At 63.2% G+C, this 14445-nt stretch carries 13 protein-coding genes; 4 read left to right on the top strand and 9 right to left on the bottom strand.

Features of this window, described 5'->3' with window-relative positions; all coding sequences use genetic code 11:
• Positions 1 to 59: 59 nt before the first annotated feature.
• Entirely contained in the window at positions 60 to 2666 is a 2607-nt protein-coding gene (gene leuS, locus AB5975_06910; protein ID XDR21579.1) for a leucine--tRNA ligase, read from the bottom strand.
• A gap of 228 nt (positions 2667 to 2894) precedes the next feature.
• Between leuS and AB5975_06905 the strand changes: the two genes are divergently transcribed.
• The gene (locus AB5975_06905) at positions 2895 to 3209 is read left to right on the top strand and encodes a hypothetical protein (protein ID XDR21578.1); all 315 of its coding nucleotides are present in this window, start codon (positions 2895 to 2897) and stop codon (positions 3207 to 3209) included.
• A 133-nt stretch (positions 3210 to 3342) separates the two neighbouring features.
• Positions 3343 to 4104: a YdcF family protein gene (locus AB5975_06900; GenBank protein ID XDR21577.1), complete on the top strand. Its 762-nt coding sequence runs from the start codon at positions 3343 to 3345 to the stop codon at positions 4102 to 4104.
• A 126-nt stretch (positions 4105 to 4230) separates the two neighbouring features.
• On the opposite strand, the gene lnt is transcribed toward AB5975_06900, so the two are convergent.
• The 4 genes from lnt to AB5975_06880 are packed head-to-tail and all read right to left on the bottom strand — an operon-like array spanning position 4231 to position 8086.
• Positions 4231 to 5748 (bottom strand): apolipoprotein N-acyltransferase, encoded by a 1518-nt coding sequence (gene lnt / locus AB5975_06895; protein XDR21576.1) that lies wholly within the window; start codon positions 5746 to 5748, stop codon positions 4231 to 4233.
• An 8-nt stretch (positions 5749 to 5756) separates the two neighbouring features.
• Positions 5757 to 6596, bottom strand: a complete 840-nt coding sequence (locus tag AB5975_06890) for an HlyC/CorC family transporter (protein ID XDR21575.1) — start codon at positions 6594 to 6596, stop codon at positions 5757 to 5759.
• Between the two features lie 25 nt (positions 6597 to 6621).
• Positions 6622 to 7095 carry an rRNA maturation RNase YbeY gene (gene ybeY, locus AB5975_06885; protein XDR21574.1) on the bottom strand — a complete coding sequence of 158 codons (474 nt, stop codon included), beginning with the start codon at positions 7093 to 7095 and terminating at the stop codon, positions 6622 to 6624.
• Positions 7088 to 8086, bottom strand: a complete 999-nt coding sequence (locus AB5975_06880; protein XDR21573.1) for a PhoH family protein — start codon at positions 8084 to 8086, stop codon at positions 7088 to 7090. Before AB5975_06880 ends, ybeY begins: the two co-directional genes overlap by 8 nt.
• Before the next feature lie 188 nt (positions 8087 to 8274).
• Between AB5975_06880 and AB5975_06875 the strand changes: the two genes are divergently transcribed.
• On the top strand, positions 8275 to 8601 hold the full coding sequence (locus tag AB5975_06875; protein ID XDR21572.1) for a DUF1820 family protein: 327 nt from the start codon (positions 8275 to 8277) through the stop codon (positions 8599 to 8601).
• 3 nt (positions 8602 to 8604) lie between these two features.
• Here AB5975_06875 and AB5975_06870 read toward each other — a convergent pair whose 3' ends face one another.
• The 4 genes from AB5975_06870 to AB5975_06855 all read right to left on the bottom strand — a co-directional run bounded on the left by AB5975_06870 (position 8605) and on the right by AB5975_06855 (position 12171).
• Positions 8605 to 9150: a tetratricopeptide repeat protein gene (locus tag AB5975_06870; protein ID XDR21571.1), complete on the bottom strand. Its 546-nt coding sequence runs from the start codon at positions 9148 to 9150 to the stop codon at positions 8605 to 8607.
• A 286-nt stretch (positions 9151 to 9436) separates the two neighbouring features.
• Entirely contained in the window at positions 9437 to 10720 is a 1284-nt protein-coding gene (gene hemL / locus AB5975_06865) for a glutamate-1-semialdehyde 2,1-aminomutase (protein XDR21570.1), read from the bottom strand.
• A gap of 16 nt (positions 10721 to 10736) precedes the next feature.
• Positions 10737 to 11360, bottom strand: coding sequence for a thiamine phosphate synthase (gene thiE / locus AB5975_06860; protein ID XDR21569.1), 624 nt, complete (start codon positions 11358 to 11360; stop codon positions 10737 to 10739).
• Positions 11361 to 11373: 13 nt separating this feature from the next.
• Positions 11374 to 12171, bottom strand: a complete 798-nt coding sequence (locus AB5975_06855) for a hydroxymethylpyrimidine/phosphomethylpyrimidine kinase (GenBank protein XDR21568.1) — start codon at positions 12169 to 12171, stop codon at positions 11374 to 11376.
• Between the two features lie 265 nt (positions 12172 to 12436).
• Between AB5975_06855 and AB5975_06850 the strand changes: the two genes are divergently transcribed.
• Positions 12437 to 14425 (top strand): sensor histidine kinase, encoded by a 1989-nt coding sequence (locus tag AB5975_06850; protein ID XDR21567.1) that lies wholly within the window; start codon positions 12437 to 12439, stop codon positions 14423 to 14425.
• The last annotated feature ends 20 nt before the right edge of the window (positions 14426 to 14445 follow it).

Here is a 14445-nt window from a genome sequence, read left to right as displayed (position 1 = left end):
TGTTGCTCCCTTGTGGGCCTGTTCCGCCCACCCGCAGCCAATGCGGGTGGGCGTTTTCATCAGTTGGCGACGATGTTGACCAGCTTGCCCGGTACCACGATGACCTTGCGGATGGTCAGACCATCAATGAAGCGCAGGACATTCTCGTTGCTGCGGGCAGCGGCCTCGACTTCTTCGCGGCTGGCAGCGGCAGGCATTTCGACCTGGCCGCGCAGTTTACCGTTGACCTGAACCACCAGGGTAATGGTGTCCTGCACCAGCGCTTGTTCGTCGACGCTCGGCCAGGCGGCATCGATCACCGACCCTGCGTGGCCCAGTTGCTGCCACAGCTCGTGGGAGATGTGCGGGGTGATCGGCGCCAGCAGCAAGGTGACGGCTTCCAGGCCTTCCTGCAGCAGGGCGCGGTCCTGTTCGGTGGCTTGCGGGGCCTTTTCCAGCACGTTCATCACGGTCATCACCTGGGCGATGGCGGTGTTGAACTTGTGGAACTGGCCCACGTCGGTGCTGGCCTGCTTGATGGTAGCGTGAATGGCGCGGCGGATGACCTTTTGCGCGTCGTCCAGGGTGGCAACATCCAGCTTGCCTGGCAGGCCCTGGCTGACGTGAGCCTGAGCCAGGCGCCAGACACGGCGCAGGAAGCGGCTGGCGCCTTCGACGCCGGAGTCGGACCATTCCAGGCTCATGTCGGGCGGCGAGGCGAACATCATGAACAGGCGGCAGGTGTCGGCGCCGTAGGCTTCGATCATGGACTGCGGGTCGACGCCGTTGTTCTTCGACTTCGACATCTTTTCGGTGCCACCGATTTCCACCGGCAGGCCGTCGGTCTTCAGGCGTGCGCCAATGATCTTGGCCTTGGCATCGCGCTCGATTTCGACATCGGCCGGGTTGAACCAGTCCTTGCCGCCGTTGCTGGCCACACGGTAGTAGGTCTCGGCGACCACCATGCCCTGGGTCAGCAGGTTCTTGAACGGCTCGTTCGAGGTCACCAGGCCTTCGTCACGCATCAGCTTGTGGAAGAAGCGCGCGTACAGCAGGTGCAGGATCGCGTGCTCGATGCCACCGATGTACTGATCCACCGGCAGCCAATGGTTGGCTGCTTTCGGGTCGACCAGGCCTTTGTCGTAGTTTGGCGAGGCGTAGCGGGCGAAGTACCAGGACGACTCGACGAAGGTGTCCATGGTGTCGGTTTCGCGCTTGGCCGCGGTGCCGCATTTCGGGCAGGTGCATTCGTAGAATTCAGGCATGCGCGCCAGTGGCGAGCCGGCGCCGTCCGGCACCACGTTCTCCGGCAGGGTGACCGGCAGCTGGTCTTCCGGCACCGGTACGTCGCCGCAGGACGGGCAGTGGATGATCGGGATCGGGCAGCCCCAGTAGCGCTGACGGCTGATACCCCAGTCGCGCAGGCGGAACTGGGTACGCGATTTGCCCAGTTCCTTGCGGATCAGGGCTGCTTCGATGGCGTCGAAGGCGCCAGCGAAGTCCAGGCCGTCGAACTCGGCGGAATTGATCAGTTGGCCGTGCTCGCCATAGGCGGCCTGCCACTCGCTGCCGACTTCATCGCCAGCGCTGGTGCGCACCACGGCCTTGACCGGCAGGTTGTACTTGTGGGCGAACTCGAAGTCGCGCTCGTCGTGGGCTGGCACGGCCATGACCGCGCCATCGCCGTAGTGCATCAGCACGTAGTTGGCGACCCATACCGGCAGCTTCTCGCCAGTCAGCGGGTGCTCGACCAGCAGGGAAGTGGCCATGCCCTTCTTCTCCTGGGTGGCCATGTCGGCTTCGGCAACGCTGCCGCTCTTGCATTCGTCGATGAACGCCTGCAGCGCCGGGTTGCCCTGGGCGGCTTGGGTGGCCAACGGGTGCTCAGCGGCGACGGCGACGTAGGTGGCGCCCATCAGCGTGTCGGGACGGGTGGTGAAGACCTTCAGCGTACCTTCATGGCCAATGCTGGCCTGGTCGTACGGGAACTGGACTTCCATGCCGCGCGACTTGCCGATCCAGTTGCGCTGCATGGTCTTGACCTGTTCAGGCCAGCCCGGCAGCTCGTCGAGGCTTTCCAGCAGCTCGTCGGCGTAGTCGGTGATGCGGAAGTAGTACATCGGGATTTCGCGCTTTTCGATCAGCGCGCCCGAACGCCAGCCACGGCCGTCGATGACCTGTTCGTTGGCCAGTACGGTCTGGTCCGCCGGGTCCCAGTTCACGGTGCCGTTCTTGCGGTAGATGATGCCTTTCTCGAACAGGCGGGTGAACAGCCACTGCTCCCAACGGTAGTAGTCGGGTTTGCAGGTGGTGACTTCACGTGCCCAGTCGATGGCCAGGCCCAGGCTCTTGAGCTGGGTCTTCATGTAGTCGATGTTTTCGTACGTCCACTTGGCCGGGGCGACGTTGTTTTTCATCGCCGCGTTTTCCGCGGGCATGCCGAAAGCGTCCCAGCCCATCGGTTGCAGGACGTTCTTGCCCAGCATGCGCTGGTAGCGGGCAATCACGTCACCGATGGTGTAGTTGCGCACGTGGCCCATGTGTAGCTTGCCGCTCGGGTACGGGAACATCGATAGGCAATAGTAAGTGTCTTTGCCTGGCTGTTCGGTAACAGCGAACGATTGTTGCTCGTCCCAGAACTTCTGGGCGGCGGCTTCGATATCACGGGGCGTGTATTGTTCGTGCATGGCTACTTTTGGCTGAGAGAGAAGAGACCTTGTTCCAGGCAGCGGAACCTCGCTGCGTCCGGCACTCCGGTGTCGTTTAGAGTGAACGCCGTAGCATACAGCAGCGCTGTGCATCGTGGGAAACCTTCGTTGCGAATGCCCGCTGGTCGCGGCGTCCGGCTGCTTTTCATAGCGCCGCTAAGCTCAGGTGTGGGGGGAGATATTCTTTATCTTCAATGAGGTGAACGGATGGGAGAGACGCAGCTACCCGCTATGAAACCGGAGCTTTACGAACGCCTGATCGACCGGCTTGGCCTGGCACTGGAAGTGGCCAGGACCTCGGTACGATTGCGCGACGAGATGCCAGCCGAGCTGGAGTTGCGTGGCCTGAGCCACGCAGAGTTCGAAGTGATCAGGGCCTACCTGGAATCCCTCCCGGAGCGCCACAATGCCTCTGTTGGCAGTTACCCACAAGCGGAGCCGACATCGGCCAAGATCATTTGGCTCAAGGACAAGAAACGCCCCGCCAGTACGGCGAGATCCAGGACGCTGCCACATCGCTAGCCGTTCAGGACGCCAGGCGCAGGCCATCGCGCGCCGGTTCTTCAATATCACACAACTCAGATCGACGCCGGAGCGCACTTGTTGACCGGCGTCGATCCTTCTAGGCTGCACGCCTGCCAAGGAGGTGTGGCCGATGCCGATCCGATTTTTCATCAAACAATGGCTGATGCCGCCGGGCGTCTTGTTCCTGCTGCTGCTTGCGGCTTGGTGGCTGCGTACGCGGCGGCCACGGCTGGCGGTGCTGTGCTTTGCCGTGGGGTTGGGTGGCCTATGGTTGATGAGCCTGCCGCTGGTGGTGCAGGAAACGGCTCGGCAACTGGAAACCGAGCCGCCACTGGTGGTGGGCGACTGGGCAGGCCTGGCGAGCCGGGCCGATGCCATTGTGGTGCTGGGCGCGGGGCGCGAACGCGGTGACCCGGCTTGGGGCGGCAGTGACCAGCCCACCGCCACGGCACTTGAGCGCATGCGCTTTGCTGCGCGATTGGCCAAGGCCTCGGGCCTGCCAGTGTTGACCAGTGGCGGGCTGCATTACGGCACGCCGCCCAGTGAGGCTCGGCTGATGGCTGATCGCCTGCAGGAAGACTTCGCTGTCGCGGTGAAGTGGCGCGAAGAGGCCAGCCGCACGACCTGGGAAAATGCCCAGCTGACGGCCAAGGTGCTGCAGCCGTTGGGGATTCGCCGGGTGGTGCTGGTAACCCAGGCCTGGCACATGCAACGCTCGCGCTGGAGCTTTGAACAGGCGGGGTTCGAGGTGGTGCCGGCGCCGGTGGGGTTCCTGGGGCGCGATCATGCGCGGCCGTTTGCGGGCTTGTTGCCCGAGAGCCGGGCGATGTGGCAAAGCGGGCAGTTGTTCAATGAAGTGGTGGGGTTGGTGGGGTATCGGGTGTTCTATTGAGCCTTCTGTCGCCTGTACCGGCCTCTTCGCGGGTAAACCCGCCCCCACAGAAGCCGCACAGGTTTCTCGGGCGGTGGTGTACCTGTGGGAGCGGGTTTACCCGCGAAGAGGCCAGTGCAGGAGAACTTAAACAGTCTTGGCTATGCGGCCTGCCAGCAACGCCCAACCCAGCAGCAGCGCACAGACAATCGCCAGCGGCCACGAACGCCATTGCAGGTAAGGCGTCAGTTGCTGCATCGGTACTACTTCGCCATACAGCACGGCTTGCTGGAACTGCGGAATCTGCGTGGTAATGCGGCCAAATGGGTCGATCAGCGCAGTCACGCCGTTGTTGGTGGCGCGGATCATCCAGCGGCCGGCTTCCAGCGCACGCATTTGTGCCATTTGCAGGTGCTGCAAGGGGCCGATCGATTTACCGAACCAGGTGTCGTTGCTGATGGTCAGCAGCAGGTCGCTGCGTGCGGCCAGGCCGGCGGCGAACTCGGGGTAGACCACCTCGTAACAGATGTACGGCGCAATCTGGTAACCCTTGGCCTGCAGCAGCGGCTGGTCCTCCGGCCCGCGGGCAAAGTCCGACATGGGCAGGTTGAAGAACTCGATGGCGCCACGCAGCAGGTCTTGCAGCGGTACATATTCGCCAAACGGCACCAGCTTTTGCTTGAGGTAGGTGCCGTCACCTTCGCCAGTGGCAGTGATGCCGTTGTAGTAGCGGCGCTGGTGGTGCACTTCTTCACGCACTGGTACGCCGGTGATCAGCGCCGAATGCCGCTCGGCGGCGAAGCGGCCCATTACGTCGATGTAGCCTTGCGCCTGGTCCTTGAGTACCGGCACCGCAGTTTCCGGCCAGACAAGCAGGTCCACCGGCTTGGAACTGAAGCTCAGGTCGCGGTACAGCGCCAGTTGCGCGTCGATGTGTGCCGGGTCCCATTTCAGGTCCTGCTCGACGTTGCCCTGGATTGCCGCCACTTTCAGCGGGTCGCCAGCCGGCTTGGTCCAGGCATGGCCCTTGAGCGCCAGGCCCAGCACCCAAGGGGCCAGTAGCAGTACAGTGGCCACCGCCAGGAACGAGGGGCGGGCGCGCAGGCGGTGCAGGTTGCACAGCAGGGCAGCGGTGAGGGCCAGGGTGAAGGATATGAGCCACACGCCGCCCAGTGGTGCCAGGCCGGCCAGTGGGCCGTCCAGCTGGCTGTAGCCGGCGTAGAGCCAGGGGAAGCCGGTCAGGAACCAGCCGCGGAAGGCCTCTTGCAGCAGCCACAGGGCGGCGAAGCACAGGGCGTCGGCCAGTGGCGCTTCGTTGCGCCGTAGCCAGCGCGCCCATAACCAGGTGGGCAGGGCAAAGAACCACGCCAGGGCGGCGAAAAACGCCAACAGCAGCAGAATGGCCAACAGCGGCGAGGCGCCGCCATAGGTGTTCATGCTGACGTAGATCCACCAGGTGCCAGCGCCATACAGGCCAAAACCGAACCACCAGCCACGCCACATGGCCTGGCGCGGGCTGAGCTCGCGTAAGCCGAGGTAGAGCATGGCGATGGACAGCACGGCCAGCGGCCAGATGTCGAACGGCGCCAAGGCCAGTAGGGTGGAAGCACCGGCCGCCAGGGCCAGCAGGTTACCGGGCCAGCCGGGGCGGGTGATCCAACGCATGTTTGTCCTTAACGGGTGATCGGGGTCAGGCGCAGCAAGTGTATCCGCCGGCTGTCGGCGTTGAGAATACGGAACTTGTAAGACCCGATCTCGGTGGTTTCGTTGCGCTTGGGCAGGTGGCCAAAGGCGCTCATCACCAGGCCGCCGACCGTGTCGAACTCGTCATCGGAGAACTCGCTGTCGAAGAACTCGTTGAAGTTCTCGATCGGGGTAAGCGCCTTGACCAGGAAATCACCGCTGGGCAGCGGCTTGATGTAGCTGTCTTCCTCGACGTCGTGCTCGTCCTCGATGTCGCCGACGATCTGCTCAAGCACGTCCTCGATGGTGACCAGGCCCGCTACACCGCCATATTCGTCGATGACGATGGCCATGTGGTTATGGTTGGCGCGGAACTCGCGCAGCAACACGTTCAGGCGCTTGGACTCGGGCACGAAGGTGGCCGGGCGCAGCAGGTCCTTGATGTTGAAGCTGTCGCCGTTCTCCTTGAGGATCAACGGCAGCAGGTCTTTGGCGAGCAGGATCCCGAGCACATCGTCATGGCTTTCGCCGATGACCGGGTAGCGCGAGTGCGCGGCGTCGATCACCGCCGGCAGGAACTCGCGTGGCGACTGACCTGCCTTGATGCTGTTCATCTGCGAGCGCGGCACCATGATGTCGCGCACCTGCAGGTCGGCGACCTGGATGGCGCCTTCGACGATGGTCAGTGCTTCGCTGTCCAGCAGTTTGTTCTGATGGGCTTCGCGCAGCAGCTCAAGCAGCTCCTGGCGGTTTTTCGGCTCATGGGCAAAAGCCTGGGTCAGTTTACCCAACCAGGACTTCTGCCCGTTGCTCGATCGATCTTCGCTCATGGCGGTTCTCGTGATCCTTCGTGTATCAGTGTGTGATTGTGTCGGTTTCATCGTCGGCGTACGGGTCGGGGTGACCCAGTTCTGCCAGCAATTCCCGTTCCAGGCCTTCCATTTCCTCGGCTTCCTCATCCTCGATGTGGTCGTAGCCGAGCAGGTGCAGGCAACCGTGCATGACCAGGTGTGCCCAGTGCGCTTCCAGCGATTTGCCCTGTTCGGCCGCTTCGCGCTCGACCACCGCCACGCAGATCACCAGGTCGCCCAGTAGCGGGATATCGAGCAGGTCATCGGGCACATCGGCCGGGAACGACAGCACGTTGGTCGCGTAGTCTTTGTGCCGGTAGGTGTGGTTCAGCTCGCGGCCTTCGGCTTCGTCGACCAGGCGAATGGTCATTTCAGAGTCGGCGGTGCGCTGGCGCAGGGCCAGTTCGCACCAGCGGCGGAAGGCGGCGTCATCCGGGGCGGCGGCATCCGTGGCCCGTTGGATATCAAGTTCAAGCATCTTTGCCGGGCGCCTCGGGCTTGTTCTGGCGGCCTTCGAAGCGGTCGTAGGCCTCGACGATGCGCTGCACCAGTGGGTGACGAACCACATCTTTGGGTTGGAAGTGGGTGAAGCTGATACCCGGAACGTCCTCGAGCACCTCGATGACGTGTGCCAGGCCCGACTTGGTGCCCCGTGGCAGGTCGACCTGGGTGATGTCACCGGTGATCACCGCCGTGGAGCCGAAGCCGATGCGGGTGAGGAACATTTTCATCTGTTCCAGCGTGGTGTTCTGGCTTTCGTCGAGGATGATGAAGCTGTTGTTCAGGGTGCGGCCACGCATGTAGGCCAGCGGGGCGATCTCGATCACCTGGCGTTCGATCAGCTTGGCAACGTGTTCGAAGCCGAGCATTTCGTACAGCGCGTCGTACAGTGGGCGCAGGTACGGGTCGATCTTCTGTGCCAGGTCGCCGGGCAGGAAGCCGAGCTTTTCACCCGCCTCGACCGCCGGGCGCACCAGCAGGATGCGGCGCACCTGTTCGCGCTCCAGCGCGTCCACGGCGCAGGCCACGGCCAGGTAGGTCTTGCCGGTACCGGCCGGGCCGATGCCGAAGTTGATGTCGTTGGCCAGGATTTCCTTCACGTAGCGCTGCTGGTTGAGCCCGCGCGGGCGGATGTTGCCCTTGCGCGTGCGCAACGACACGCTGACCTCGTTGACGGCCGGGTTGTCGATGTTCTCGACAGCCGATTCCTGCAGGTACAGGTGCACGGTTTCCGGCGACAGGTCGGTGGCCTTGGTCTCGCGGTAGAGACGGCGCAGCAGCTGTTCGGCAGCGGAGGTGGTCCTGGGTTCGCCGATCAGTTCGAACTGATTGCCGCGGTTGCGGATTTCGATTGCAAGGCGCTGTTCGATCAGGCGCAGGTGCTCGTCGAACTGGCCGCACAAGTTGGCGAAACGGTGGGCCTCGAAGGGCTCGAGGATGAAACGATGGGGTTCTATGGGTGCGTTCAAGGTCGTTTTTAGCCGCTCGACGGCGATGGATGTGAACTCAAGAATAACCCTTGAATGGCAGTGGCGAAAGCACTGAAACGTTCAACGGTATGTGCGGCCTGTTCCGGCCTCGTCGCGGGTTTACCCGCGAGCAGGCCGGCACTGCTATGATGCCCGCCTTTTCTTACGCATGTGTTATCCCGTCGAACATGAGCAAACGCGAACCTGCCATCTATAAAGTGATCTTCCTCAACCAGGGGCAGGTCTTCGAGATGTACGCCAAGCAGATCTACCAGAGCGACCTTTGGGGTTTTCTGGAAATCGAGGAGTTCGTGTTCGGCGAGCGCTCGCAACTGGTGGTGGACCCGAGCGAGGAGAAGCTCAAGAGCCAGTTCGAGGGCGTTATCCGCAGTTTCGTGCCGATGCATGCGATTGTGCGCATCGATGAGGTGGAGCGACTGGGCACGGCGAAAATCAGCGAAGCCAAGGGTGGCGGCAATGTCATGCCGTTCCCGATGCCGATGCCGGAAAAGTAACCCTCAGGGGAGTGGCGAGAACGGCGTGCGGCCTTCGGCGTTCTGCAGTTCCAGCAGGTATTTGCGGAAGATCTGGCCGAGCACCTGGGTGGCATGCTCCAGCTCGTCGCGGGGCATTTGCTCGGTCACTTCGTCGGCCATGTCCAGCGCATCTTCGGCGCCATTGACCGCGGCCATCTTCAGCAGAATGTAGGCCTGTACGTTGTTGGCCTTGACCCCTTCACCATGGAAGAACATGGCACCCAGGCGATACTGGGCATCAGCCTGGCCTTGCAGCGAAGCCTTCTGGAACCAGTCCAGGGCTTTGTCGAGTTTTTTTGGCGTTTGCGTGTAGTAGTACTCGCCCAGTTCGAACTGCGCCTGGGCATCCCCCGCGGTTGCCGTCTGCTCGCAGGCCTTGAGGGCGTTTGCCAGGTCTTCAGGCTGAACGTTCAAGGTGCAGCGGCCCGTCGCCGGAATCAGCAACGAGTTACCGCCCTCCGCCAAGGCCAGCAGGGGCTGAAGAAGCAACAGGCAGCCCAGGGTCAGGGCGCGGCCGGTGCGGTTCATGGGGATCGACTTACCTCTGCAAAGCTGCGGCCAATGTCTCTGGTGGCACATTATGGGATAAGCAGCGCCAACCTTACAAAGTTTTACTCGAATTTCTGCTTGGTTGGGGGCGTTAGCTGATTGTGCGCGGTCTTTTGTTGCCTCTACCAGCCGCTGTGGGCGCGGCCTTGTGTCGCGATAGGGCTGCGCAGCAGCCCCAAAATTTCAGCAAAAATGCATCAATCGCTGGGGCCGCTTTGCGCCCCTATCGCGACGCAAGGCCGCTCCCACAAAGGGGAGCAACTGCTTATTTCAGCGCTGCAAAAGCCTTTTCAGCCGCATCCAGGGTGATCTGCAGCTCCTTGTCGCCATGGGCGATGGAGGTGAAGCCCGCCTCGAACGCGCTCGGCGCCAGGTACACGCCACCGTCGAGCATCAGGTGGAAGAAGCGCTTGAAGCGTTCGGCATCGCTGGCCATCACGTCTTCGAAGGTGACAATGTCGTCAGCGCCGCTGAAGTACAGGCCGAACATGGCGCCGGCCTGGGTGGTGACGAATGGTACGCCAGCCGCATCGGCGCGCTGCTGCAGGCCGTCGAGCATGCGGCTGGTGTAGTCGGTCAGTTCGGCGTGGAAGCCTGGGCGGCTGATCAGCTTCAGGGTGGTCAGGCCGGCGGCCATGGCCAGCGGGTTGCCCGACAGGGTGCCCGCCTGGTAGACCGGGCCGAGCGGAGCGATGCAGCCCATGATTTCACGTTTGCCGCCGAAGCAGCCGACCGGCATGCCGCCGCCGACGATCTTGCCGAAGGTGGACAGGTCCGGCTTGATGCCATAGTGGCCCTGGGCGCCACCGAGCGAGACGCGGAAGCCGGTCATCACTTCGTCGAAGATCAGCACCACGCCATGCTTGTCGCACTGCTCGCGCAGGCCTTCAAGGAAGCCCGGCGCCGGGGGGACGCAGTTCATGTTGCCAGCCACCGGCTCGACAATGATGCAGGCCACGGTCTGGCCGACTTCTGCCAGTGTCTTCTCGACCGCGGCGATGTCGTTGAACGGCAGGGTCAGGGTGTGCTTGGCGAAGTCCGCCGGCACGCCTGCCGAGCTTGGCACGCCTTGGGTCAGCAAGCCGGAGCCGGCTTTTACCAGCAGGCTGTCGGAGTGGCCGTGGTAGCAGCCTTCGAACTTGATGATGGCGTCACGGCCGGTGTAGCCACGGGCCAGGCGGATGGCGCTCATGGTGGCTTCGGTGCCCGAGCTGACCATGCGCACCATTTCCATGGACGGCACCAGCGAGCAGACCAGGTCGGCCATGTCGGTTTCCATGGCGGTCGGTGCGCCATAGGACAGGCCGTGCTCCAGTTGCTTGCGTACCGAGTCCAGCACGTCCGGGTGGCCGTGACCGAGGATCATCGGGCCCCAGGAGCCAACGTAGTCGACGTAGCGCTTGTCGTCCTCGTCAACGACATAGGCGCCTTCGGCATGCTTGAAGAACAGCGGCGTGCCGCCAACGCTCTTGAAAGCGCGGACCGGCGAGTTGACGCCACCGGGGATGTGCTTCTGGGCTTTGGCGAACAGGTCTTCGGAACGGGACATGGAAGTTCTCTCGAAATCAGGATGCGAACAAGGCATTGAAGGCGCGGGCGCGGCGGGTGACTTCCTGCGCGCTGTCGGCACCGAACAGGCCGTGGATCACCGCCAGCAGGTCGGCGCCATGGGCGACCAGCGGGGCGGCGTTGTCGAGGGTGATGCCGCCGATCACCGCGATTGGCAGCTTCACCTGGGCGCGGGCCTGCTCCAGCAGGTCGACGTTGGCAGCGGGCGCGCCCGGCTTGGTGACGGAGTTGAAGAAGCGGCCAAAGGCCACGTAGCTGGCGCCTTCGCTGGCGGCCTGGGCGGCCAGCTCGAGGCTGGCGTGGCAGGTGGAGCCGATGATCGCCTGGCGGCCGAGCAGGGTGCGGGCCGGGGTCAGCGGGCCGTCCGTCTGCCCCAGGTGCACGCCGACGCCCAGGCGTGCGGCCAGTTCGGCGTCGTCGTTGATCAGCAATTGGGTGCCGTAGCGCTCGCAGAGCTTCATAAGCCCTTCGGCTTCACGCAGACGGCGCGCCGCGTCGTCACTTTTGTCGCGGTACTGCAGCAGGCACACGCCGCCGTCCAGGGCCGCCTCGACATGGGACAGGAAACGGCCGGCGAGCAGCTGGCTGTCGGTGATGGCATACAGACCGCGTAGCTTCATTGAAGGCCTCGTATCAGGAGCAGAAGTCCAGGGGCAGGCGGCGCGGCACGAACTGGCCTTTGCCCAACTGCTCGGCATCACGCAGGGTGCGCCAGGTATAGTCCAGGGCGCTGCGCACGGCGCTTTCCAGCTGTTCGCCGAGGGCCAGGCGGCCCGCCAGGGCGCTGGCCAGCGTGCAGCCCGAACCGTGGTAGCTGCCTGGCAGGCGCTGGCAGGTCCAGGTGTGTTGCTGGCCGTCCTGGGTGTACAGGCGGTTGTGAATTTCGACTTCGTCGCCGTGACCGCCGGTAATCAGCAGGTGTCTACAGAACGGCAACAGTTTTTCGGCGCATTCGTCGGCGGTGCCTTCAGGCAGCTCGGCGAGGATGCGTGCTTCGGGCAGGTTCGGCGTGGCGATGGTCGCCAGCGGCAGCAGGCGTTCGCGCAGGGCATAACCCACTTCGTCCTTGCCCAGGCGGCCACCGCCACCGGCCCGCAGCACCGGGTCGCAGACCAGCGGCAGGTGCGGGTGGGCAGCCAGCAGTTCGGCGACGGTGTCAACCATGTCGATCGAGCCGAGCATGCCCAGCTTGACGGCGGCCACCGTGGAGTCGGCCAGCACGGCGTTGGCCTGGGCCAGCACCCACTCGCGGTCGAGCACGCGGAAGTCGGAAACGTTGACGGTATCCTGCACGGTCAGGGCGGTCACTGCAGGTGCAGCGTGACAGCCTTGGGCGATCAGGGCTTCGATATCTGCCTGCAAGCCGGCGCCGCCACTGGGGTCGTGGCCGGAGAGACAGAGGACAACGGGGCGGGAGCTGTAGGTATTCATGGTCGGCGAGCTTACCACCAAACCTGTTTGGGCGGATCGTCCGACAAACGAGATTTGTTGATCGAACGGTCAGATTAGATTTTGTTTTTCTTCTGAAAGCATTGAGTTAGAGCCTTTTCTTTGTGTTTTTATATGGCCGATTACCAGGTTGTGAAGCTATGCTAGAGTGCTCGGATAACTCGACAAACGGGTTCTGCAGGATCACGTCGTCTCAAACGGATGGGAGGCTACCGCGACGCGACCGGACAGGCCATGCTGGGGCTGTATGCGCTATTTGCTGATTGTGCTTCTGGGTTTGCTGCCCGTGCTGGCCGGAGCGGTCGATTTCGACGACGCTACCCGGCATCTTCCACTGGGCAAGGCCATGCAGGTTTATGAAGACCTCGATGGCAGTGCCAGCATTGCCCAGGTCAGTGCCCCTGGGTTCGCCAAACACTTCCAAGCCCACCATGAAGACGTGCTGAACGCCGGTTACTCTACCTCGGTGTTCTGGCTCAAGGTCGAGTTGCGCCCGCTTGCCGCGCCTGGCGTGGCACCACGGCAATGGCTGCTGGAGCTGGCCTACCCGCCGCTGGATCACCTTGAGCTATTTTTGCCTGACAGCAGCGGCTTGTACCGCCTGGCGCAACGCACCGGTGATGCCTTGCCCTACGACAGCCGGCAGATCCTGCAGAACAACTACCTGTTCGAACTGCAGTCGCCCCCTGGCAAGGTGACCACCGCCTACCTGCGGCTGCACAGCCAGGGTTCGGTGCAGGCGCCGTTGGCGCTGTGGTCCGCCGAGGCCTACATGGAGGAGCAGCCCACACGCCTGTATGTGCTGGGGATGATCTACGGCGTGTTGCTGGTGATGCTGGTGTACAACCTGTTCATCTACCTCAGCGTGCGCGACGTCAGCTACCTCTACTACATCCTCTATATTGCCTCGTTCGGGTTGTACCAGGTGTCGGTGAACGGTGCGGGCGTGGCCTACTTCTGGCCGGACAGCCCCTGGTGGGCGAATGCATCCACGCCACTGTTCATTGGTGCCTCCGGCCTGTTCGGTTGCCAGTTCGCCCGGCACTTCCTGCAACTGGGCAACACCAGCCGTGGTTTCGACCGGCTGCTGCAGCTACTGATGCTGGGCGGCGCGCTGGTCATGGTGCTGGCGGTGAGCATGCCCTACGGTATTGCCCTGCGCATGGCCACGCTGCTGGCATTGCTGTTTACCGTGAGCATCTTCAGCGCCGGCTTGTACGCCTGGTGGCGTGGCTTGCGCGTGGCGCGCTGGTTCATTATCGCCTGGACTGCGTTCCTGCTCGGTGGCTTGGTCAACACCTTGATGGTGCTGGGCTACCTGCCAAATGTGTTCATTACCATGTATGCCAGCCAGTTGGGTTCTGCGCTGGAGGTGGCCTTGCTGTCGCTGGCGCTGGCCGACCGTATCAACAGCCTGCGTGAGCAGCAGGCGCAGACCCTGCGCGAAACCGGGCGCACACTGGAGCAACTGAACCTGCAACTGGCCAGGAGCAACCGTCTGAAGGACGAGTTTCTGGCCAGCGTCACCCATGAACTGCGTACCCCGATGAACGGCGTGATTGGCTCGCTGGAGCTGATGCACACCCTGCCGATGGAGGCCGAAATGGCGCAGTACCATCGCACGGCGGCGGGGTCTGCCCAGGGCATGATGGACATGGTGGATGCGATCCTCACCCTGTCCGAACTGCAGGCCGGCCGCCTACGGGCGCAGCCAGCACCGTTCAGCCTGCGCGCCCTGTTGCAGGGGTTGCGCGCCGGTTATGCCGGGCAGGCCTTGGGCAAAGGTTTGTACCTGAGCCTGGATATCCCGGCCGACCTGCCGGACGGGTTGCTCGGTGACGGGCAGAAACTGGCGCACTGCCTGGGCTGCCTGGTGGACAACGGTTTGAAGTTCACTCATCAGGGTGGGGTGATGATTCAGGTGCGCGGCCGCCGCGTGGGGCCGGACGATCTGGCGTTGACCTTCACGGTCAGTGATAGCGGTATCGGCTTTGATGACCTGGACCAGTCGACCCTGTACCAGCGGTTCTTCCAGGTGGATGGTTCGATGACCCGGCGCTACGGCGGCTTGGGGATCGGGTTGTCGATTTGCCGGCAGATGGGGGAATTGCTGGGCGCCAGGTTGGCGCATGAGTCGACGCGCGGGTTGGGCAGCCGGTTTGAACTCAGTTTGAACATGGCTATTTCGCAGGTGCAGATGAGTCCGAGTATCCTGCAGTCACGGCGCTCGCTGTAGCACTCATGGCCTGTGGCGCG

This window comes from Pseudomonas putida (assembly GCA_041071465.1).
Taxonomy (GTDB): Bacteria; Pseudomonadota; Gammaproteobacteria; order Pseudomonadales; family Pseudomonadaceae; genus Aquipseudomonas; species Aquipseudomonas putida_P.
The sequence above is the reverse complement of the archived record's forward strand: the minus strand, read 5'-3'. Positions and strand labels throughout refer to the sequence as shown.

Excerpts from the sequence above, each read along its gene's own strand:
- leuS (XDR21579.1), bottom strand. The coding sequence starts at position 2,666 with ATGCACGAACAATACACGCCCCGTGATATCGAAGCCGCCGCCCAGAAG.
- AB5975_06905 (XDR21578.1), top strand. The coding sequence starts at position 2,895 with ATGGGAGAGACGCAGCTACCCGCTATGAAACCGGAGCTTTACGAACGC.
- AB5975_06900 (XDR21577.1), top strand. The coding sequence starts at position 3,343 with ATGCCGATCCGATTTTTCATCAAACAATGGCTGATGCCGCCGGGCGTC.
- lnt (XDR21576.1), bottom strand. The coding sequence starts at position 5,748 with ATGCGTTGGATCACCCGCCCCGGCTGGCCCGGTAACCTGCTGGCCCTG.
- AB5975_06890 (XDR21575.1), bottom strand. The coding sequence starts at position 6,596 with ATGAGCGAAGATCGATCGAGCAACGGGCAGAAGTCCTGGTTGGGTAAA.
- ybeY (XDR21574.1), bottom strand. The coding sequence starts at position 7,095 with ATGCTTGAACTTGATATCCAACGGGCCACGGATGCCGCCGCCCCGGAT.
- AB5975_06875 (XDR21572.1), top strand. The coding sequence starts at position 8,275 with ATGAGCAAACGCGAACCTGCCATCTATAAAGTGATCTTCCTCAACCAG.
- AB5975_06870 (XDR21571.1), bottom strand. The coding sequence starts at position 9,150 with ATGAACCGCACCGGCCGCGCCCTGACCCTGGGCTGCCTGTTGCTTCTT.
- hemL (XDR21570.1), bottom strand. The coding sequence starts at position 10,720 with ATGTCCCGTTCCGAAGACCTGTTCGCCAAAGCCCAGAAGCACATCCCC.
- thiE (XDR21569.1), bottom strand. The coding sequence starts at position 11,360 with ATGAAGCTACGCGGTCTGTATGCCATCACCGACAGCCAGCTGCTCGCC.
- AB5975_06855 (XDR21568.1), bottom strand. The coding sequence starts at position 12,171 with ATGAATACCTACAGCTCCCGCCCCGTTGTCCTCTGTCTCTCCGGCCAC.
- AB5975_06850 (XDR21567.1), top strand. The coding sequence starts at position 12,437 with ATGCGCTATTTGCTGATTGTGCTTCTGGGTTTGCTGCCCGTGCTGGCC.